The 19,542-nt window shown below is 70.6% G+C and carries 18 protein-coding genes; 13 read left to right on the plus strand and 5 right to left on the minus strand.

The features are described 5' to 3' along the window. Positions 1–14: 14 nt before the first annotated feature. Genes ACIBCK_RS08200 through ACIBCK_RS08220 form a run of 5 tightly spaced genes read right to left on the minus strand, consistent with a single transcriptional unit; the run spans position 15 to position 5,105 of the window. The gene (locus ACIBCK_RS08200; protein ID WP_399387894.1) at positions 15–953 is read right to left on the minus strand and encodes a VOC family protein; all 939 of its coding nucleotides are present in this window, start codon (positions 951–953) and stop codon (positions 15–17) included. Positions 954–963: 10 nt separating this feature from the next. Further along, complete coding sequence (locus tag ACIBCK_RS08205) at positions 964–1,968, minus strand: amidohydrolase family protein (protein ID WP_399387896.1); 1,005 nt, start codon at positions 1,966–1,968, stop codon at positions 964–966. Next, positions 1,965–3,095, minus strand: a complete 1,131-nt coding sequence (locus tag ACIBCK_RS08210; RefSeq protein WP_399387898.1) for an FAD-dependent oxidoreductase — start codon at positions 3,093–3,095, stop codon at positions 1,965–1,967. Before ACIBCK_RS08210 ends, ACIBCK_RS08205 begins: the two co-directional genes overlap by 4 nt. Before the next feature lie 40 nt (positions 3,096–3,135). Beyond that, positions 3,136–4,098, minus strand: a complete 963-nt coding sequence (locus ACIBCK_RS08215; protein ID WP_399387900.1) for a cyclase family protein — start codon at positions 4,096–4,098, stop codon at positions 3,136–3,138. Beyond that, positions 4,095–5,105, minus strand: coding sequence for a fumarylacetoacetate hydrolase family protein (locus ACIBCK_RS08220; RefSeq protein ID WP_399387902.1), 1,011 nt, complete (start codon positions 5,103–5,105; stop codon positions 4,095–4,097). Before ACIBCK_RS08220 ends, ACIBCK_RS08215 begins: the two co-directional genes overlap by 4 nt. Before the next feature lie 150 nt (positions 5,106–5,255). Between ACIBCK_RS08220 and ACIBCK_RS08225 the strand changes: the two genes are divergently transcribed. The 13 genes from ACIBCK_RS08225 (at position 5,256) to ACIBCK_RS08285 (ending at position 19,528) form a co-directional block, all read left to right on the plus strand. Next, the gene (locus ACIBCK_RS08225; RefSeq protein WP_399387904.1) at positions 5,256–6,176 is read left to right on the plus strand and encodes a LysR family transcriptional regulator; all 921 of its coding nucleotides are present in this window, start codon (positions 5,256–5,258) and stop codon (positions 6,174–6,176) included. Positions 6,177–6,620: 444 nt separating this feature from the next. Further along, positions 6,621–7,919, plus strand: coding sequence for a hydroxymethylcytosylglucuronate/cytosylglucuronate synthase (locus ACIBCK_RS08230; protein WP_399387906.1), 1,299 nt, complete (start codon positions 6,621–6,623; stop codon positions 7,917–7,919). Then, positions 7,912–8,898, plus strand: coding sequence for a cytosylglucuronate decarboxylase (gene blsE / locus ACIBCK_RS08235; RefSeq protein ID WP_399387907.1), 987 nt, complete (start codon positions 7,912–7,914; stop codon positions 8,896–8,898). Before ACIBCK_RS08230 ends, blsE begins: the two co-directional genes overlap by 8 nt. Continuing rightward, positions 8,886–9,827 carry a CGA synthase-related protein gene (blsF, locus tag ACIBCK_RS08240; protein ID WP_399387909.1) on the plus strand — a complete coding sequence of 314 codons (942 nt, stop codon included), beginning with the start codon at positions 8,886–8,888 and terminating at the stop codon, positions 9,825–9,827. Before blsE ends, blsF begins: the two co-directional genes overlap by 13 nt. A gap of 32 nt (positions 9,828–9,859) precedes the next feature. Continuing rightward, a complete protein-coding gene (gene blsG, locus ACIBCK_RS08245) occupies positions 9,860–11,035 on the plus strand; it encodes an arginine 2,3-aminomutase (RefSeq protein ID WP_399387911.1) in 1,176 nt (391 codons plus the stop codon). Then, on the plus strand, positions 11,032–12,210 hold the full coding sequence (locus tag ACIBCK_RS08250) for a DegT/DnrJ/EryC1/StrS family aminotransferase (protein ID WP_399387912.1): 1,179 nt from the start codon (positions 11,032–11,034) through the stop codon (positions 12,208–12,210). The genes blsG and ACIBCK_RS08250 overlap by 4 nt, the downstream gene beginning before the upstream one ends. After that, positions 12,207–13,451: an ATP-dependent carboxylate-amine ligase gene (locus tag ACIBCK_RS08255; RefSeq protein WP_399387913.1), complete on the plus strand. Its 1,245-nt coding sequence runs from the start codon at positions 12,207–12,209 to the stop codon at positions 13,449–13,451. The genes ACIBCK_RS08250 and ACIBCK_RS08255 overlap by 4 nt, the downstream gene beginning before the upstream one ends. 67 nt (positions 13,452–13,518) lie before the next feature. Beyond that, entirely contained in the window at positions 13,519–14,781 is a 1,263-nt protein-coding gene (locus ACIBCK_RS08260; protein ID WP_399387915.1) for an MFS transporter, read from the plus strand. Positions 14,782–14,893: 112 nt separating this feature from the next. Beyond that, positions 14,894–16,774 (plus strand): hypothetical protein, encoded by a 1,881-nt coding sequence (locus ACIBCK_RS08265; protein WP_399387917.1) that lies wholly within the window; start codon positions 14,894–14,896, stop codon positions 16,772–16,774. A gap of 52 nt (positions 16,775–16,826) precedes the next feature. Continuing rightward, positions 16,827–17,489 carry a class I SAM-dependent methyltransferase gene (locus ACIBCK_RS08270; protein ID WP_399387919.1) on the plus strand — a complete coding sequence of 221 codons (663 nt, stop codon included), beginning with the start codon at positions 16,827–16,829 and terminating at the stop codon, positions 17,487–17,489. A gap of 10 nt (positions 17,490–17,499) precedes the next feature. After that, a complete protein-coding gene (locus ACIBCK_RS08275; protein WP_399387921.1) occupies positions 17,500–18,501 on the plus strand; it encodes a thymidylate synthase in 1,002 nt (333 codons plus the stop codon). Further along, positions 18,498–19,019, plus strand: coding sequence for a nucleoside 2-deoxyribosyltransferase (locus tag ACIBCK_RS08280; RefSeq protein ID WP_399387924.1), 522 nt, complete (start codon positions 18,498–18,500; stop codon positions 19,017–19,019). The genes ACIBCK_RS08275 and ACIBCK_RS08280 overlap by 4 nt, the downstream gene beginning before the upstream one ends. A 137-nt stretch (positions 19,020–19,156) precedes the next feature. Then, a complete protein-coding gene (locus ACIBCK_RS08285) occupies positions 19,157–19,528 on the plus strand; it encodes a VOC family protein (protein ID WP_399387926.1) in 372 nt (123 codons plus the stop codon). The last annotated feature ends 14 nt before the right edge of the window (positions 19,529–19,542 follow it).

The raw sequence follows: 19,542 nt of genomic DNA on the forward strand, positions 1-19,542 counted from the left end.
GAGTGGAGGGCGGATCAGACCGGCGGCGCGACGAACACGCCGCGGTCGACGTCGTTGAACGACTCCTTGGCGATCAGCTCGTTCATGGCGTTGGCGGTGCCCCACTGGTCGGTGACCTCGGGCTCGGAGAAGTCGTAGACGTGGGGATGCCAAGTGTCCTCGTCCAGGTCTTCCAGCTCGGTGGTGTACTCGACGGTGTTGCCGTGCGGGTCGAGGAAGTAGGTGAAGGTGTTGTCCCCGGCCAGATGCCTGCCAGGCCCCCAGATCTTCCTGAACCCGGCGCGCATGACCCGCCCCGATCCGCGCATGTACTCGTCGATGCCGCGCATCTCGAAGGAGATGTGGTGCAGGGCGGTGTGCGGGCCTCGGGCGATGGCCATCGAGTGATGCTGGTTGCTGATCCGCATGAAGTGCATGACCTCGCCCATGTGCGGCGAACTCAGGCTGTCCGAGAGGCGGAACCCGAGGTGGCGCTCGTACCACTCCCGAGTCCTGTTCAGATCGGGGGAATTGAGCACCACGTGCGAGAGCTTGACGGGGATGGCCTCCTTCTCCTCGATCTTGCGGTGCTCCCGGACCTCGACATCGGCGGAGACTTCGATGGTGCGCCCGTCGACGTCGAAGAAGCGGAAGCCGTAGCCGCCTCCGGGGGTGTCGACCTTGCCGGGCTGCGAGACCAACTGGACGTCAGCGGACAGGAGTTGTTCGGCCAGTGCGTCGACATCGGCCGCGCTCGCCGCGCCGTAGGAGACGAGGTCGAGGCGCTTCTCCTCGGCCTTGCGCAGTCGGACGACGTACTGCTCGGGCGAGCCCTCCGCTGCCAGGAACGAGACCCCGGAGTCCTCGGCGACCTTGGACAGGCCCCAGACGCCGGAGTAGAAGTCGAGTTGCTTGTCGTAGTCGGGTACGGCGAGATCGACGTGCCGCAGATGGGTGAGCAGACGTGCGCTCATGGGTTTCTCCTCAGGCGGGGTTGATGTCGAGCAGGGCGGCGGCGTTCGCGCCGCGTACGGCGTCGAAGTGGTCCTCGGACAGGCCGGCCGACCGCAGGGCCCCGACCGGGTCGCCGCTCCCCATGTCGAAGGGGAAGTCGGACCCGAGCAGGACACGGTCTGCTCCCGCGACGCGGACCAGTTCCCGCAGGACGTGCGGGTCATGGACGAGGGAGTCGAAGTACAGCCGGGCGAGGTAGCTGCTCGGCGGGTGCGCACAGCCCGCGCGCGCGTCGGGGCGGGCCGACCAGGCGTGGTCGGAGCGGCCGATGTGGGTGGGCAGATAGCCGCCGCCGTGCGCCGCGATCACCTTCAGGCCTGGGTGCCGGTCGAGGACTCCGGAGAAGATGAGATGGGAGAGGGCGACGGCGTTCTCGGTGGGCTGGCCGACGGTGTTGGACAGGTACCACCGGTCCAGACGGCCGTCGAGCGTGCAGCCGAAAGGGTGCAGGAAGATCAGCGCGCCCGTCTCATCGGCGCGGGACCAGAACGGCTCGTAGACCGGGTCGGACAGCTCGCGCCCGGGTGCGTGACTGGAGATCTCCACGCCGGACAGGCCCTGTTCCAGGGCGTGTTCCAGGGCGCGCACCACGTGAGCGGGGTGCTGGAGCGGCACGAGCCCCAGACCGCGCAACCGGCCGGGAGCGGCCGAACAGTGCGACGCCGTCGCCTCGTTGGCCAGCCGGTACACCTTTTCGGCCGTCTCCTCACCGGTCCAGTAGTGGTAGTGCGAGGGGGAGGGGCTGACGAGCTGGAGATCAACGCCCTGCTCGTCCATCGCGGCCAGACGTACGGCGGGGTCGGTCAGCGCGGGGATGCGTTCGCGCACCATGGGGCCGCTCACCGCGAGGGCCTCGGGGCCGTTGCGGCGAGTGTCCAGGGCCCGGGACGCCTCGTGTCCGGGCAGGCCCGCGACGAGCGCCTCGACCTCGGGCAGCAGGACGTGGGCGTGCACGTCGACGGTGGGCGTGCTCACGGCAGCTGCCTGAGCATCGCCATGGTCCGGCCCATCACGCCGGGCACGTCGGCGTCGCGTACCCCGTCGAGCTGCCACTGCCCGATCTGTACGGACGCCTCGACCACCGGACGCACCCGTGCGACGCGCCGCTCGAAGTACGCCTGGAAGAGCGCGTCGTCCCAGACGTCGGACCCGGTGAGCAGCTGGGCGAGTACCCAGGCGTCCTCCAGCGAGAGGGCGGCGCCCTGCGCGAGGGTGGGCGGGCAGCAGTGGGCCGCGTCGCCGATGAGCACGACGCGTCCGCGGTGCCAGGAACCCTCGACGAGCATCCGGTCGAACCACGTGTAGTTGACCTGCGCGGGGTCGGTGATGTGCTCGGTGATCTCCGGCCAGAAGCCGCCGTAGGCGGAAGCCAGGCGGCGCATCTCGTCGGCGTAGGACTCGGCCGGTATCGCGGCGCGGTCGCGGTTGGCCTCGACGACGAAGGCGTACAGGGTGGTGTCGCTGGTGGGGCAGTAACCGGCGATGTAGGCCGGGCCGCCGTAGGCCAGGTCGGCGCGCGTGACGCCGGCGGGGCGCGGGGCGGCGACCCGCCAGATGGCCATGCCGGTGGGCTCGGGAACGGCCGTGATGCCGATCGCCGCGCGGGTGGCGGAGCCAAGGCCGTCGGCGGCGATCACCAGGTCGTAGCGCTGTTCGGAACCGTCGCTGAGGCGGACCAGGACGCCGTTCGCGTCCTGGTCGACGAGGTGGGCAGTGGTGCCCAGGCGGACGGATGCGCCGCTGGAGCGCACGGCGCCGATCAGGATCTGCTGAAGGTGGGGGCGCTGGATGCCGACGGTGGCGGGCAGGTCGTCGCCGCCGGTGCGCAGGTCGTCGGCGGCGTGCAGTACGGCACCGTCCGGCGAGACGATACCGACCGAGCCGAAGCCGAAGCCGGACGCCTCGACCTGGTCCCACACGCCGAGTTCGCGCAGTACGCGCAGGGCGTTGCCCTGGAGGGTGATGCCGGAGCCTGCGGTGGCGTTCCAGTCGTCCTTGGCCTCGATCAGGTCCACCGCGACACCGGCGCGGCGCAGCAGGATCGTGACGGCGTTGCCGGCCGCGCCGCCGCCGACGACCAGGACACTGCGGGGTTGAGTCATGTGAAGTTCCTTGCTTCTGGCGCTACTTGACGGCGTGGGGCTACTTGACGGCGATCGGATTGACGGGCGAGCCGACCGCGCCGGTGATGGGCAGGGGCGCGGCGGTGAGCCAGAACTCGTACACGCCGTCGGCGGCGCAGTCATCGGCGAGCGCGTCCAGGTCCCACATCTCGCCGATCAGCAGACCGATGTGGGGGATGGCGACCTGGTGCAGCGGCTGGAAGGCGTGCTCGAACTCGCTGGGCCGCACCTCGAACCCCCAGGTGTCGGTCGCGATCGCGGCGATCTCGCAGCCGTGCAGCCAGCCTGCGGCGGTGAAGGAGAGACCGGGGGCCGGGCCGCCCGCGTAGTCGCCCCAGCCGTCGCGGCGCACCCGGGCGAGCTGTCCGGTACGCACCAGCGCGATGTCGCCGCGGCCCACACGCACGCCCTGGGCCTCGGCGGTCGCCGTCAGCTGCTCCCCGGTGATGGCGAAGCCGTCGGGCAGCTCGCCCTCCGCCCCGAGAAACCGGCCGACGTCCAGGAGCACGCCCCGGCCGGCGACATGCGGCGCCATGTGCTCGATGCCGGTGACCAGATCGCCGTCGGAGGTGACGACCTGCTCGGCGGCGCGTCCGTTCCACGCCTTGCCGTGGTCGAAGATGTGGCCGAGGCCGTCCCATTGGGTGGAGCACTGGAGCGGCATGGCGATCACGTCGTCCGCGCCGCCGATGCCGTGCGGGAGCCCTTGGTTGCCGAGGGCCGCGTCGGTGCCGGTGTCCAGCATGGTGTGGACGGGGTTGGTGCGCCGCCGCCAGCCCTTCTGCGGGCCGTTGATGTCGAAGGCCTGGGAGAGGGAGAAGCTCACACCTCGCCGGACCAAGGCGGCGCCTTCGCGGCGCTTGGCCTCGTCGAGGAAGTTGAGCGTGCCGAGGACGTCGTCCTCGCCCCAACGGCCCCAGTTGGAGGTCGCCTTGGCGGTGCGCGCGATGGAGCCCTCGGGGTCGTGGCGATCCGGATTCACCGCGCCGCCTCCGCCACGCAACGGGTGCGCTGGCCGCCGAGCCCGGTGATGGAGCCCTCCATGACGTCGCCGTCGCGCAGCAGCCGGCCCCAGTGCATGCCGTTGCCGGCCGGGGACCCGGTCAGCACCAGGTCGCCGGGGAGCAGGCGCGCGGCCTGGGAGGCGTAGGACACCATGCGGGCGACGTCGAAGATCATGTCCTTGGTGGACTCGTCCTGCATGGTCTCGCCGTTCAGCCTGAGCAGCAGCCGCAGGTCGCCGGGGTCCGCGATCGACGCGGCGGGCACGATCCAGGGGCCGAGCGGCGTGAAACCGGGTGCGTTCTTGCTGCGCAGCCAGTCCGTGCCGATCTGCGGCATGTCACGGCGGAAGACCGTGGCCCGGTCGGTGAGGTCGTTGGCGATCGTGTAACCGGCGACGTGCTCCAGGGCCTCCGACACGGAGACCCGATGGGCCGGCCTGCCGATCACGGCCGCCAACTCCAGCTCCCAGTCGGGCTTTTCGGCCCATGCGGGCAGCATGACGTCATCGTACGGGCCGGTGATGGCGCTCGGCAGTCCGATGAAGACGTACGGCAGATCCTCGGCCGCCCGGCGGTCCATGATCTCGGCGGCCTCGGCGCGCCGCTCCTCATCGGTCCGTTCGTCGGACGGGTCGCGGTGGGCGACATGCAGGTCGATGACGTGCTGCCGGTAGTTGGCCCCGGACTGGAACACCTGACGTGGCTCGACGGGGGCGTGCACGCGGAAGTCCGTCAGAGGCTTCCACCGTGCGTGCGCTCCGCCGCCTTGACCGGCCAGCGCGGCCAGACGCGCTTCGGCCGTGGCCCAGTCGTCGAGGAGCCCCCGAATGGACAAGTGCCTGTCGTTGAAGGCGTCTTGGAGGTTGGTCACCTGGCGGTCCGGCGTGACGAGAGCGGGGAAAGGGGGCCCGTCCGGGACCGAGAGCGTGGCGAGGGCGAAGGGTCCTGCGAAGGGTGCGGACGCGGCTTCAGATTTCACGGACATGTCCTCCTGGGTGCGGTGTGACTAATCTGGACCCGTCACACGCAATCAGGGAAATCGATTCTGTGGATGACAGGCATCCACAGCAGTTATCTCCGCTGGTCAACCGCGGTTGTTCCCCCTGGTCAACGCCCTGCAGCAGAAGGAAGTCCGGTGAATCTGGCCAGCCTCGACCTCAACCTCGTCGTCGCCCTCCGTGCGCTCCTCGAAGAGCGCAACGTCACCCGCGCCGGGGAGCGCGTCGGCATCAGCCAGCCCGCGATGAGCGCGGCCCTGGCCCGGCTGCGCCGGCACTTCGACGACGACCTGCTCGCGCGCGTCGGCGGCCACTACGAACTCACCGCCCTCGGCCAGGTCCTCCTCGACCGCACCTCCACCGCGTACGACCTGCTGGAGCGCCTCTTCGCCAGCCAGGCCCATTTCGACCCGGCAAGGGAGCGACGCGAGTTCAAGCTGGTGGCCTCCGACTACGCCGTCGCCGTCTTCGGCGCCGAACTCGCCCGCGTCGTGCATGAGGAGGCCCCCGGCATCCGGCTGCGCTTCACCCAGACCCCGGCCACCGTGGTCGACGACACCGCCAGCCTCCTGAGCGCCACCGACGGCCTGCTCATGCCGCACGGCGTCATCAGCGGCTTCCCCGCCACCGACCTCTACGCGGACCGGTGGGTCTTCCTCGTCGCGGACGACCACCCCGACGTCGGCGACCGCCTCACCCGTGAGGACCTGGCCCGGCTGCCCTGGGTCACCTACCAGCGCACCTACGACGCGCCGGCCGTGCGCCAACTCAGCATGCTCGGCGTCGAACCCCGGGCGGAGGTGTCGGTCGACAACTTCCAGCTGCTGCCGCTCATGGTCGCGGGCACCCGGCGCATCGCCCTCGTACAGGCCCGCCTGGCCCGGCTCCTCGCGCCGGTCACCGCCGTGCGCGTCCTGGAGCCGCCGTACGACGCGGTTCCGCTGCGGGAGGCCCTGTGGTGGCACCCCGTGCACACCCACGATGCGGCCCACATCTGGCTGCGCGAGACGGCGGCCCGGGTCGGCGGCCGCATGATCGATTCCCGCACCCTCGACTGATCGTCGCTCCTGCCGCGGCATGTGCCAGTGGCCTCTTTCGGCCGTTGTTGCGGGGTGTCCCCCTGGCGGTCTTCGGCCGCCAAAACGGCTTGTTGGAGGGGGTGTCGGGCTCTCTGCGGACACCTGCACAGTCGGTGTGCCGCAGGGGGTGGCGGTGCTTGGGGCGGGGCGTTCGGGTGAGTCCGGCCAGAGCGTGTGAGCGGCTTATTGCAATCAGGTCGCAACTACTTATTGATGGCCAGAAGGCGACCGGGGGGCCTTTGCGGCGCCAGGGGCCAGGGGTGATCGTGTGGGAAGCGGAGGGCTTCCCTCTGCGGCAGGAGCCTGCTGCGGTCGATCCCCGCGGCATGGTTCGAATGCACCTCATCCCGACGTGACATTCCCTCCCCGTACTCACCCGACAGGGGCCACACCCCGGCCCCGGCAAGGGAGTTGGTCAAGACGATGCATGGTGAACGCCCTCCGGACCGGCGAGACGTCCGGGATGATCCGGTCACCGTCGCGGTCGCGGGCGCCGAGTTCGGCTGGGGCAGCTCGGGCAAGCTGAGCGCCGTCCTGACCGCGCTGCGCGAACGGTCCGCTCGCCCGCTGAGGTTCATCGGCCTCGCGACCGGCCTCGGCCGCCCGTTGCTGTCTCGGCACGGGGTCGAGCACTGGTACGACCTGCCGGCCGAGGCTTCCGCGGGCGACAGGGCCGATGCCGTGGCCAAGGTCGTGGAGGCGGAGCGGATCGGGGCGGCCGTCGTCGTGCTCGACGGTCCCGCGGCCGTGGCCCTGGAGACAGCGGGCGTGCCGACCGTGTTCGTGGACAGCCTGCCGTTCCTGTGGACCGAGGGCGACCTGCCCGAACTCCCGCTCGAGGTCTCCGTCTACTGCGCGCAGCAGTGCGTCGAGTTGCCCCAGGAGTGCATCGGCGTCCTCGGATCCGTACGCGACCTGCGCTGGGTCGAAGCGGTGATCGGCGCTCCCCCCGAGGTGCAGCGGCCCCGGCGCAGCCGCCCGGAACCGTTCCGGCGTGCCCTGGTGAACCTGGGCGGTCTGCGCGCCCCCGGCCTGGCCGACTGGACGCGCTATCCGGAGATCGTCCTGCCCGCGGTGCTCGAAGCCCTCGGAGCCCATGGTGTCCGTGAGGCGCACGTGGCGGGCAATCTGCCCGCCGAGCTGGCCGAGCGGCTCCGTGCGGCGGGCCACGGGGGCCTCGGCGTGACGGCGGGCCCGCTGTCCCACGCCGAGTTCCTCCACCGCCTCGCCGACTGCGATGTCCTGCTGACCTCGCCGGGGCTCACCACCTTGCTGGAGGCCGGCAGCCTCGCGGTGCCCACCGTCTGCCTGCCGCCGCAGAACCTCAGCCAGATCTTCAACGGCCGCTTCCACAGCAGTGCCGTCCATGGCGACGTCAGAACCGTCTGGCCGCCGGAGGTCTTCGCCGAGGACGAGGCCCTGGCGCGCCGGTCGCAGGGCGAGGACGCGGCCCTGCGGGTCATCTACGACGGAATCGCCGCCGCCGCCGAGCCGCGCAATGCCCCACGGAACGTAACCGCCGTACGCGAGAGCGTACTTGAGGCTCTGGGGCGGGCGTCGTCCGGCGCCGCATGGGGAGGCCTCGCCGCCCAGGTCGGCACCCGTGGCGCCGCCCAGGTGGCCGACGCCCTGCTCGACGTACTCGACAGGGAGCCGCGCCCCGGCCCCGCCGGGCCCACGGCTCCGCGTACCGTCCAGGAAGGCATCGACGTACATGACTGAGCGTCAGCGCTATCTCTTCATCAGGATCCTGGAAGCCTGCAACGCGGACTGCTTCATGTGCGAGTTCGCGCTCTCCCGTGACACCTTCCGCTTCTCACTCGACGACTTCGCCGAACTGCTGCCCAAGGCCCGCGCGGCCGGCGTGGGCTATGTACGGTTCACCGGCGGCGAACCCCTCATGCATCAGGACGTCGTCGAGCTGGTACGGGCGGGCACGGACGCGGGCATGAAGATGTCCATGATCACCAACGGCATGATGCTGCCGAAGAAGGCTCCGCAGCTCGCCGACGCGGGGCTCGCCCAGGTGATCGTCAGTCTCGACGGCGGCTCCGCGGCGACCCACGACGTCTACCGGCGTTCCCCGGGCATGTTCGACAACGGCCTGCGAGGGCTGCGCGACGCCGCGGCACTCGGCGTCCTGCCCCGGGTCAACACCGTGGTCGGGCCGCACAACTACACGGAGATGCCGGACCTGCAGAAGGTGCTCACCGAGGCCGGCGTCGAGCAATGGGAGCTCTCCGCCCTGAAGTTGGAGCGCTCCATCACCTACCCCGACCCCGATCATGTGCGCGCGATCTGCGACCCGATCTACGACGCGGACCCCAACGCCCTCCTCGTGCCGCTCGGCAAGCGCTTCTACGGAGACACCCCGCAGGAGCAGGAGCGCTATTTCGCCGAGTCATTGACCCCACGGGCCTCGGAACCGCTCTGCCACGTCGTGGACGACGTGATCTACATCGACGGGAAGTACGGCCGCATGTACGCCTGCAGCTGCCTTCCGCACCGGGAAGGGGAGGACCTGGGCGGTGCCCCGCTGCGCGAAGGCGGCGCCATCCACCTGGACACACCGGTCTTCCGGACCCACGCGAACTTCTTCCGCGAGCGGGGACCCGACATGTGCGGCGGCTGCTCCACCACGGCCGCCGGTTACAGCGACGACGTCGCCCGGCTCGGGGTGGCGGCGCCGTGGCAGTACTGAGCTCCGGCGGGGCCGCCCCGCCGCCGTCCGGTCCCGCCCCGCGCCGGGCGCTGCTGGTGTCACGGGACGATGAACTCGACTCGCTGCTCGCCGGGCGACGTATCGCCGCGCACCTGGGCGAACTCGAGAGGACGGAGGACGGGGGCGGGACCGGCGAAGACGGGCCGCCGCCGGACGTGGCCCTGGTCTGCGACGACGATGCCGCCACCTGCCGCCTCCTCGACCTGGGCGTACCGGTCGTGCAGTTGTCCTCGGGACACCGGGTCACCGTCACCCCCCTGACAGAACGGGCCGAAGGAGCACTGCACCGTGTGCACCGCCCGGGATGGCTCCCGGGGCCGTGGCCCGCGACACCGGGCGGCGCGCGCACCACCGGCGTGCTCGCGCCCGCACGCATGACGCGCGGGCGCCGGCGGAGCGGCACCCTGCTGCTGCTCTCGCTGTGGGGCGCCCCGGCCGGGGACGTGGAGACGTTCACCTCCGATGTGCTGCGGCAGCTCGCCGCGGAGGCCGTCGGCCGCACCCAGCGGTGCGAGGTGGTCTGCGACACCCGCGTCGAGCGGGTGCGTGCCGCCCTCGAAGGGATGGACGGCGTACGAGTCATGCGCGCCGCCGACACCGACGTCGACGCCCTGCACGCCGACACCGAACTGCTCCTGGCAAGCCCCACGTTGGGCGCGGTGGCGCTCGCCCAGGCCCGGCGCGCGCCGCTCGCCTTTCTCCCGCCGCTCGGCGACGCGCAGCGCGACCTGGCCGACCGCGTCGCCCGCGCGGCCCACATCCCCATGGCCGCCGATCCGGGAGACCCCGCCCTCTGGGATCCCGAGGCGCCGGACCTATGGGCCTCGCTCGACGGCGCCGCGGACGACCTGCGGGGCGCACAGCGCGTCGCCCGCACCCTGCGCCAGCTCTCCCTCGCACCCCTGTGACAGGTCACCCACCCGCCGAACCTGGAGACACCATGTACCGCACTCCTGGAGCCACAGACGCGGACCGCCACCCCGTACCGGACCGGCCGGAGATTCCCGAGATCACAGAAGCGGAGTGGAACGACTGGCGCTGGCACATGCGCAGGCGTGTCACCAACGTCGACAAGGCACGGCAGTGGATCAACCTCACCGCCGACGAGGAACGAGCCATCGACAAATCGGCGGGCAAGTACCGCTGGAGCGTCACCCCCTACTACGCGTCCCTGATGGACCCGGACGACCCCACCTGCCCGATCCGGCAGCAGGCCGTACCCGCGCTCGGTGAACTTGCGGAGTTCAGCGGCGCCGAGGTCGACCCCGTGGGCGACATGTTCTACCGCAGGACGAACCGGGTGGTGCACAAGTACCCGGACCGGGTGATCATGCTGATCACCGAGGCCTGCCCGGTCTACTGCCGGCACTGCACGCGCAAGTTCCACACGACCGACGTCGACGGCAGCTACTTCCGGGACAACGAGGGCGAGTCCTTCGAGGAGGACCTGCGCTACATCGCCGAACACCCCGAGATCCGGGACGTGTTGCTCACCGGCGGCGACCCGCTCTCGTACCGGGACGGCAAACTGGAGGAGATCATCTCCGGCCTCCGGGCGATCCCCAGCGTGGAGATCATCCGGATCGGCAGCCGCTTCCCCGTCCTGCTGCCCCAGCGCGTCACGGACGAGCTGTGCGAGATGCTCGCGCGCTACCACCCGGTCTGGCTGAACACGCACTTCAACCACCCGAAGGAGATCACCCCCGAGTCCGCGGCCGCGGTCGACCGACTGCTGCGCCACGGCATCCCGGTGGGAAACCAGACCGTGCTCCTTCGCGGAGTGAACGACGACGTCACGACGATGCGCACGCTGATGACCGAGCTCCTGCGCATCAGGGTCCGGCCGTACTACCTCTACCACTGCGACAACGTCACCGGCGTGTCCCACTTCATGACCTCCATCGAGAAGGGCTGGGAAATCATGGAGGGCCTGCAGGGACACATCACCGGCTTCGGCGTCCCGCAGTACGTCCTGACGACGAAGATCGGCAAGATCCCCATCGCCCAGCCGTACTTCTCCCGCGTGCCCGAAGGCCTGCTCCTCCGCAACTACCGAGGCCAGGAGATGGTCGTCGACGCCTCGGTGCACCCCATCACGGAGGCTGACGCGACATGACCCTCGACAAACGGCTCGGGCTGCGCTTCCTCCCGTATGGCGCCAACTACCTCGACTGGCCCGACATGCACGAGCTGCGTGCGGCGATCGAGCACGGGGTTCTCTTCCGCTACCAGACGGAGACCGAGAGCGTCGCCTCGCGCCTCGAACGGCGGGTGGGCGAACGGCTCGGCGCGGGCCATGTGCTCGCGGTGCACAACTGCACCGAGGCGCTGCGGCTCGCTCTGGTGTCCACCCGCCCGCGCGTCGGCGATGTCGTCCACATACCGGCGGTCACCTTCGTCGCCGTGGCGGGCGCCGTCCTCTCCAGCGGCCTCATCCCGGTCCTGGTGGACGTCGACGATTCGCTCTCCATGGACACCTCGCTGATCCCGGAAGGCGCTCAACGGGCCATCGTCGCCCACATGGAGGGCACCGTCGCGCCCCTGCCGGACGGCGTCCCGTACGTCATCGAGGACAGCGCGCAGGCACTCGGCGCCACGTTCCCCGACGGGCGGCACACCGGGACCCGTGGCTACGCGGGAACGTTCAGCTTCCACCACAACAAGGTGCTGACCTCGGGGGAGGGCGGCCTCCTCGTCACCAACGACCCGGCCGCCTGGGAGACGATGCGCTGCTACCACGACCACGGCTCCGCCCGGGTCCCCGGCCGCTACCCCACCTGGAACGAGGACGCCTACTACGGCGAGAACCTGGTCACCAGCGAGGCGGTCGCGGCGATCCAGTACCAGCAGTTCCGCCACCTCGACGAGGTGCTCTCCGGCCTCGAGCGCCACCACGCCATCGCCATGGACGATCTGCCCGAGCGCTCCGGGCTCGACCTCCTGCCCCGGGCGGCGGGTGACGTGAAGATCAGTCTCCGGTTCCGTTGCGAGAGCCGGGAGTTACGCGACGCCGCCGTGACGGCACTCACCGAACGGTCCATCGCCAACTGGACGCTCAACAAGTACCTGTTGCCCGACCATCCCGTGGTCGCGGGCCGGCGATCGCTCTACGCCGACGGCTTCCCCTGGAACCTCGCCCCCGACAAGACGCTCGCCCTCAGCCGCGACGGGTTCGCCAGGACCCGGGACCTCCTCGACCGCACCCTGTGCGTGCCCCTCTCCCCGGAGCTCTCCGAAGCCGAACAGGCCCTCGCGGTCAAGTCGGTCCGGCAGGCACTGGAGGCCGCGTGAACGCGCCGCCGGTGCTCCTCATGGCGGACGACCGCGCCTCCACCTTCACCCGGTACGCGGTGGACGCCCTGCCGGGCCGGCTGGCTCTGCTGCGGTTCGCCTCCGCGCGCCATGACCTCACGGACGCCTACGTACGCCAGACCGCGCACATCCCCGCGTTCTGGGTGAACGAACGCCTGCCCCTGGAGGAGGAGGCGGCCCGCTACCGTGCCTGGGCCGCGGAACTCCCCGCGTTACCCACGCGGTTCTGCAATCCCTCCGAGCCGCGCCAGGACATCGCCCAGCGGTTCGCCTCGCTGGTGGGTCTGCCGCACCTGACGGAGCATCAAGTGAGCTGGGTGCGCGACAAGGAGGCGATGAAGGACAAGTTCCGCGAGCTGGGCCTTCTCACCGCACGGTACGCGCGCGTCTCCACCACGGACGAGGTCGAGAGGTTCGCCGCGCGGTGCGGCTGGCCCGTCGTACTGAAACCCGTGGACTCCTTCGCGTGCGTCGACACCTTCCGGCTCACCGGCCCCGAGCAGCTTCCCGACCTGGCCATCAACGGCCGTTCCTGGCTGGTCGAGGAGCATCTGGGCGGCACGGAGTGGGAGGTGTGCGCGCTCATCCACGCGGGCGAGGTCCTGGACGCGTGGCCGAGTGCGATGCCGTGCCGCCCGCTGGACATCGTCGACGGCGCGATGAACGCCAACATCAGTGTCGCCACCGACGAGGGCCCGCCGCTCGACCTGCGGGGCATGCTCCAGCGGATCGTCACCGGCATGGGGATCGACCACGGGTACGCGCACATGGAGTTCTTCGTCGTCGGTGCCGAGGTGTACGCGGGCGAGATCGGGGTGCGCCTCGCGGGCTGCGAGATCACCGCCAACCACGGGTACGCCTACGGCTTCGACGTGTTCGGCGCCACGCTGGACGTCCACCTCGGCCGCCGCCCCGCCCTGGAGTACTCCGATCGGTGCTGCGCGGGCGACCTGCTGCTGCCGCTGCCGGGCTCGGGCCTTGTGCACCGGATCACTCCCGAGGAGGAACTCCTCGGCCTGCCCGGGGTGGTCAGGAGCGTCCTTCGATACCGCGAAGGGGACCTCGTGGAAGCACGGCGTGCCTCGCACAACGCGTCCGGGTACGTCCACGTGACCGGAAGGTCGATCGCCGAGGTGGAACAGCGCATGCGCGACGTACTCGACGCCTTCACGATCGAGGTGACGACCCAGGCGCCGGCGGCCAGAACGCTCCAGCACTGAGCGCCCTCCCGGTACACACCGGGTCGACCTCGTTCGCACTCACCACCATCACCACGGAACAGGAACCATGGAAGTGAAGCCGAACGGTCTTGCCCGCCGTCTCGTCGCCCTGCTCACGCGCCGCCAGGTCGCGGGACCCGCCTGGTGGAGCGTGGTCTCCAGGCTGCCTGTCTATCTCATGTCCCTCGCCATGGTGCTCGTCGTGCGCGAACAGGGCGGCAGCTACGCCCAGGCCGGGCTCGTCTCCGCCCTCTACACCATCGGCATGGCGCTCGGCAGTCCGCTCATCGCCCGCCGGGTCGACCGGCGGGGCCGCAGGGCCGTCCTGGTGGCGACCGGAGCGCTCTACCCGGCGGCGCTCGCCGCGCTGGTGTGGACGACCGAGCCGGGCGACTGGACGCAGCCGGTGCTCGCGGTGCTCGCCGGGATCACGCTCCCCCCGGCGAACGCCTGCATGCGCTCGCTGTGGGCGCGGCTCCCGCTGCGGGACGACGAGCGGGAGACCGCCTACCTGTGGGAGGCGCTGCTCACCGAAGTCCTCGTGATCGGGGCGCCGTTGATGCTCGCGGTACTGATGCTGACGGGGTCCGCCGGGGCGGCGCTGACCACCGTCGCGGTGATCGGCGGCGCCGGAGCGATCGGGCTCGCCTTCACCCGCGTACCCGAAGGCACCGACGGCGCGACGAAGGCGGCGGACGCCCCGGTGGACGAGGCCGGCCGCAGCGGACTGCTCGGCCCGCTGCGGTCTCGGCCGATGCTCGCACTGACCGCCGTGATGGCGCTCAGCTCCGTGCCCATCGGGCTGATGACGCTGGCCATCCCCGCCTTCGTCGACGACCACGGCTCACAGGGCAGCACCGGCCTGGTGTACGCGTGTTGGGGCATCGGCAGTGCGCTCGGCGCCCTGTGGCTCGGCCGCTCCCAGTCCGAGGTCGCGGTGCATCTGCGCTTTCCACGCCTGGTGCTCGCGTTCGCCGTCGGCACGGGCCTTCCGCTGCTCGCGACGTCCCAGCTGACGCTCGCCCTCGCGCTCGCGGTCGGCAGCGTACCCATCGCGCTCGTCTCCGCGAGCGAGATGACGCTGGTCAGCCTGCTGGCGGACGGCCGTTCGCTGACGGAGGCCTTCACCTGGGCGTCCCTGGCGACGGTGGTGGGGGACGCGCTCGGCCAGCAGGCGGGCGGCCTCCTCATGGAACCGGCGGGCCCACGGGGCGTCTTCGCCGTCGCCTTCGCCACGTCACTCCTCGCCGCCTGCGTGGCCTTCGCCTGCCGAAGCCTCATGGGACGCCCGGCAGCGGCCCGCGTGCCCACCGAGGCGGGGGAGCGGTGACCGGGCATGCAGCGGCACGCCCGCCCCCGGCGCCCCCGTTCCCGAACAGCCGTCCGCCCCTCACGCACGTCACTCCTCGCAGGGCCAGCGTAAGAACACGAGGTAACGCTTCATGAAGTCTGCCGTCTCCCGACAACACCACGAGCCGTCGCGCACCGTATCGGGCACCGCGCTGTTCAGTCCGGTGAAATTCGCCGATCTCCCCGTGGCCGTACGGGAGTTCCTTGCCGACCCGGACCGGCAGCCGATCCCCGTCCCGGTCGACGAGCGGGATGACCTGGTCCACAGCGTCGGGCTCGCCTCGCGCCTCTACTCCGGTGTGCGACGGCCCGCCCCCCTGGACTTCGGTGTCGTGCTCGGCCGGGCGGAGCTGGCCGACGGGGTCGTGGAGCTCGCCCGGCCGCTCGCTCGTGAGTGGCTCACCGAGGACGACCTCGCCGGGTTCCGCGAACGGCCCCCGGGCACGCTCCTGTTGGTGGGCACCTACGCCCGGCTCAACCTCGACCCCGTGCGCCCGCTGCTCCTCGCCACCTACCGGGACGCCCGGCGCGGACTCTCCCTGCTGAGCGGCCGCGACGGCGCGTCCGTGGCCTGGAACGTCGCCAAGCAGTACGCCCACGTGTCCGAAGACCTCGACGCGCTCGGTCTGTTCACGGACACCGACCGGCCGCCGCGGCTCCCCGGGGTCAAGGTCTTCGACGACCGTGACTTCGAGCGCGACGACATCCAGGCCGAGATCCTCGGCACCCAGTGGCGCCGCGTCGTCTTCCAGGGCCACGGCAAGGACGACAGCATCAACCTCGGCGAGTTCACCATCTGCGGACTGAACGAGTCCGCGACCGCCCGGCCGGGCGTCCTGGCCCCTCGCTGCGCCTACGGTCTTCCCTGCTACAAACCCGAGGACAAACTCGTCCCGCTCAACAAGGTCGAGGCGACGGAGCTGGTCCTCAGCGCCTGCAACAGCGGCCCGCTCGCCGACCTCGCGCTCTACGACCCCAAGTACCAACTCCTGCTCAACGCCCTCGACAGCCCGGCCCGCACCGTCGTCTCCGCCGTCTCCGTGCACGACTCCGACCGGCCCGAGAACGTCGCCTGGATGCTCGCCGCCGCCACCGGCGCCGACTCCGTCGACACCCTCAACGCCAGCCTCGCGGGCTCGCATCCGTACCCCGCGTTCATGCGCTTCGGGCTCCCGGGCAGCCCGGACGAAACGCCTGCGCCACCGGCCCCCTCCGACCACGCGCCCGACCCGCTGGTCCTCACCGTCGGCCGCCGGCTCTCCGCCCTGCTCGGCTCGGAGCTGCTGCCGCACAACCACTCCCTGCGGCCCCGCCTCGGCAAGCTCGCCCGCAAGGTGGACCTCCTGGTCTCCCGGCCCACCCACCTCGCCGACCAGACACCGGACGAGATCCGCTCCTCCCTCTCGGCGGACCTCCAGAGCCTCGACCATGTGATCGCCGGGCAGGTCTCGGAGAACCCCGAGAACGAGATCATGAACTACCCCGCGCACTTCGGCGACCGCAGCTCACTGGACCCCGATGTGCGCGAGGTCGTCTGCCACTGCGGGCGTCCCGCCCAGGAGTTCGCAAGGCGCGGACTCCTTCCGCACGTCCTCGACACCCTCTGCGTGGTGTGCATGCGCTGCGGCGATGTCACCTTCCGCGTTCCCGACGCGCCGCAGCTCCTCGCCCACGCGGCCGACGAGGTGACCCAGGGCGGCGTACTCGAAGTGCGCGCCTCCCTCACCGCTGCCCGCCCCGGCCCCGTACGCCTCGGTCTGTTCCTGCCGAGCTATCTGCGTGACGACACCACGGTGGAACCGGCGAAGGTCAAGGTCCGCGCCTCGGACGAGCACGCGCGGGACGTCGTGTTCAAGGTGCGGTTCGCACCCGACACCGCCCCGCAGGCCTACTACTTCACGGTTTTCGCCGTGCAGGACCTCGCTGTCTCCACCGCCCGGCGGCACTTCGGCGTCGTCCCGGGCCATGACTGAAGAAGGCGCCACGACCACCACCCCGGCACTCACCCGACGAAGGACGGTTGTCATGGAGAAGACCCCCGAGAAGAAGACCTCCGAGAAGAAGACCCCCGAGAAGAAGACCTCCACGCCCGAGATCGAACTCATCGACCACGACGGCGAGTTGACCCTCAGCATCGGCGGCGAGCAGGCCATGCAGGCCTGGGAACGCGACCTGATGTGGGCCAGCGCCGACATGCTCTGCGGCCACGGCAAGGACTTCTACGAGGTGGGCCTCGGCCTCGGCCTCTCGGCCCTGCGCATCGCCGAGCACCCCGCCACCCGCAGCCACCGGGTCCTCGAACTCTTCGGAGAGGTCGAAGACCTGTTCCGCGAACAGCACCCGAAGCTCCCCGAGACCCTCTCCATCGAACGCGGCGACTTCTTCCAGCGCGTCTTCGATCTCGACACGGAGAGCATCGACGGCATGTTCTTCGACCCCGCGCTCGACATGGAGGTGTGGAAGGACGCGGAACTGTGGCGCAAGACCATGCCGGAGGTCGTCCGCGCGCTGCGCCCCGGCGGGGTCTTCATCCCCTTCTTCAGCACCAAGCCCGAACTGCGGTGGCAGTACGTCGAGCACTTCCGCACCATCCGCGTGGAGCGGCACCCGTACACCGCGTACGCCACCACCGAGTACACGTACGGCACCTCGGGTGACGCATACATCCAGTGCTTCTACAAGGACTGACGGGGGCCACGTGCACAGCACCTACGAAACCGTCGAGGACGCCTACCTGACGGAGCTGCGCAGCACCTATCTCGGCGCGGCGTTCCGCAACGCCCCGCGCGGCTTCCCCAGCCGTGAGCGACTGGGCGCCGGCTTCCTGGTCCGGGATCCCGTGCAGCGCCATGTCGCGCTGCCGGGGCGCAGGTCCAACCTGGTCTTCAACTTCGCCGAAGCCCTCTGGTATTTGTCGGGCTCGGCCGACCTGGAGCTCGTCGCCCACTACGCGCCGAGCATGCGCAAGTACTCGTCCGACGGCGCCACCCTGACCGGCACCGCCTACGGGCCACGGATATTCGACTACCGGGGGACAGGCCTCGACCAGTGGCGCAGCGTCATCGATGTACTGGCGGACGACCCGGACAGCAAACGCGCGGTGGTGCAGATCTTCCACCCGGGCGAGCTGCGCGAACCGGGCAACATCGACGTCGCGTGCACCCTCGCCCTGCAGTTCATGCTCCGTGAGGGGAAGCTGCACGCGGTCGGCTACATGCGCGCCAACGACGCCTACCGCGGCATGGTGAGCGACGTCTTCTCCTTCACCTTCCTCCTGGAGATGCTCGCCAGACAGCTGGGTGCCGAGGTGGGAAGTTACGTCCATCAGGTGGGCTCCCTGCATGTGTACGACAGTGATGCTTCGCTCGTGGAACGGGTCCTGCGCGAGGGCGCCGGCGACACCGACTCGGAGCCGTTCCCCGCGATGCCCGCAGGGGACAACTGGCCGCACGTGCGCGACGTGCTGCGGATCGAGGCACAACTGCGCGCCGACCGGCTCCGGCTCGGCCCCGCCGCGCTGCGCGCCCTGGACCTGCCCCGCTACTGGCAGGACGTGATCGGACTCTTCGAGCTGCACCGTCAACTGACCTTCGAGCCATTGACGGACCGTGAGCTGCTCGACGAACTCCCGCCCCTGTACCGCCGGATGATGCTGTGCCGATGGCCCCGTACCGCTGCCGACCAGGAGGTCTCCGCATGACCACGACTCCCGCCCGCGAGCTCGCCGGTGAACTCGGCGTCGACACCCTGTTCCTCGCGGGGCCTTTCCTCCAGCTGCTCGATCCCGCCACCGGCGAGATGCCGTCGCGGACGCGGGCGCCCTTCGCCTCCCTGATCGAGCACTTCGAGGGGCACGGGTTCAGCGTCCACAACGCACACCGCCGTGAGGCATGGGGCGCCGAACTGATGGCCCCCGCCCAATGCACCCCGCTCGACCAGGAGGAGATCCGGAAGGCCGACGTGTTCGTGGCCTTCCCCGGACTCCCCGCCTCTCCCGGCACCCATATAGAGATGGGCTGGGCCAGCGCCTTCGGGAAACCGATCGTGCTGCTGCTCGAGGAGGGCAAGGAGTACGCGTTCCTCGTCCGCGGGCTGCACGCGGTGGCGACGGTCGAGTACGTCGTCTTCAGCGACCTGGAGGCGGCGCTTCCCGACGTCGACGAGGCGGTACGGCGTGCGATCTCGCGGCAGCGGGACGCGGCGGACCTGAGCGGCTGAGCCGGAAGAAGCCCCCGTCAGTGCGCTGACGGGGGCCACTGCCTACGCGAAAGGCACGGGCGAAGAGGCGGGTCTACGGTGAGAAGCGGGGAACCCGATCCCCCTCTGCACCTCGAGACGCGGGAGGCGAACCGCCCATGGCGATCGCGACCTACACCCTGGTTGCGCTGGACTGCCCGGAGCCCGAGCCACTGGCCCGGTTCTACCAGGCCGTGCTCGGCGGTGAGATCCGGCCGTACGACGAGGACTGGTACGACCTGCATGTGCCGGGCGGCGCACGCATCTCCTTCCAGCGCGCACCGGACCACCGGCCGCCCAAGTGGCCGCAGGGGGCGTCGGATTCGCAGCAGCTGCACCTCGACTTCACCGTCACGGACATGGAGAAGGCGCACGACGAGGTACTCGCCGTGGGGGCGACACCGCTCGACCTCGACGACAACGGCGGAAAGCGGGGCTGGCGTGTCTATGCCGACCCGGCGGGACACCCCTTCTGCCTCTGCCAGGGGTGACTTCTGACCTCGGC

Source organism: Streptomyces sp. NPDC051218, assembly GCF_044455475.1.
Lineage (GTDB): Bacteria > Actinomycetota > Actinomycetes > Streptomycetales > Streptomycetaceae > Streptomyces.

Coding starts and splice junctions, on each gene's coding strand:
- ACIBCK_RS08265 (WP_399387917.1), top strand. CDS start 14,894: ATGAAGTCTGCCGTCTCCCGACAACACCACGAGCCGTCGCGCACCGTA.
- ACIBCK_RS08200 (WP_399387894.1), bottom strand. CDS start 953: ATGAGCGCACGTCTGCTCACCCATCTGCGGCACGTCGATCTCGCCGTA.
- ACIBCK_RS08280 (WP_399387924.1), top strand. CDS start 18,498: ATGACCACGACTCCCGCCCGCGAGCTCGCCGGTGAACTCGGCGTCGAC.
- ACIBCK_RS08270 (WP_399387919.1), top strand. CDS start 16,827: ATGGAGAAGACCCCCGAGAAGAAGACCTCCGAGAAGAAGACCCCCGAG.
- ACIBCK_RS08220 (WP_399387902.1), bottom strand. CDS start 5,105: ATGTCCGTGAAATCTGAAGCCGCGTCCGCACCCTTCGCAGGACCCTTC.
- blsG (WP_399387911.1), top strand. CDS start 9,860: ATGTACCGCACTCCTGGAGCCACAGACGCGGACCGCCACCCCGTACCG.
- ACIBCK_RS08250 (WP_399387912.1), top strand. CDS start 11,032: ATGACCCTCGACAAACGGCTCGGGCTGCGCTTCCTCCCGTATGGCGCC.
- ACIBCK_RS08230 (WP_399387906.1), top strand. CDS start 6,621: ATGCATGGTGAACGCCCTCCGGACCGGCGAGACGTCCGGGATGATCCG.
- ACIBCK_RS08210 (WP_399387898.1), bottom strand. CDS start 3,095: ATGACTCAACCCCGCAGTGTCCTGGTCGTCGGCGGCGGCGCGGCCGGC.
- ACIBCK_RS08260 (WP_399387915.1), top strand. CDS start 13,519: ATGGAAGTGAAGCCGAACGGTCTTGCCCGCCGTCTCGTCGCCCTGCTC.
- blsE (WP_399387907.1), top strand. CDS start 7,912: ATGACTGAGCGTCAGCGCTATCTCTTCATCAGGATCCTGGAAGCCTGC.
- ACIBCK_RS08285 (WP_399387926.1), top strand. CDS start 19,157: ATGGCGATCGCGACCTACACCCTGGTTGCGCTGGACTGCCCGGAGCCC.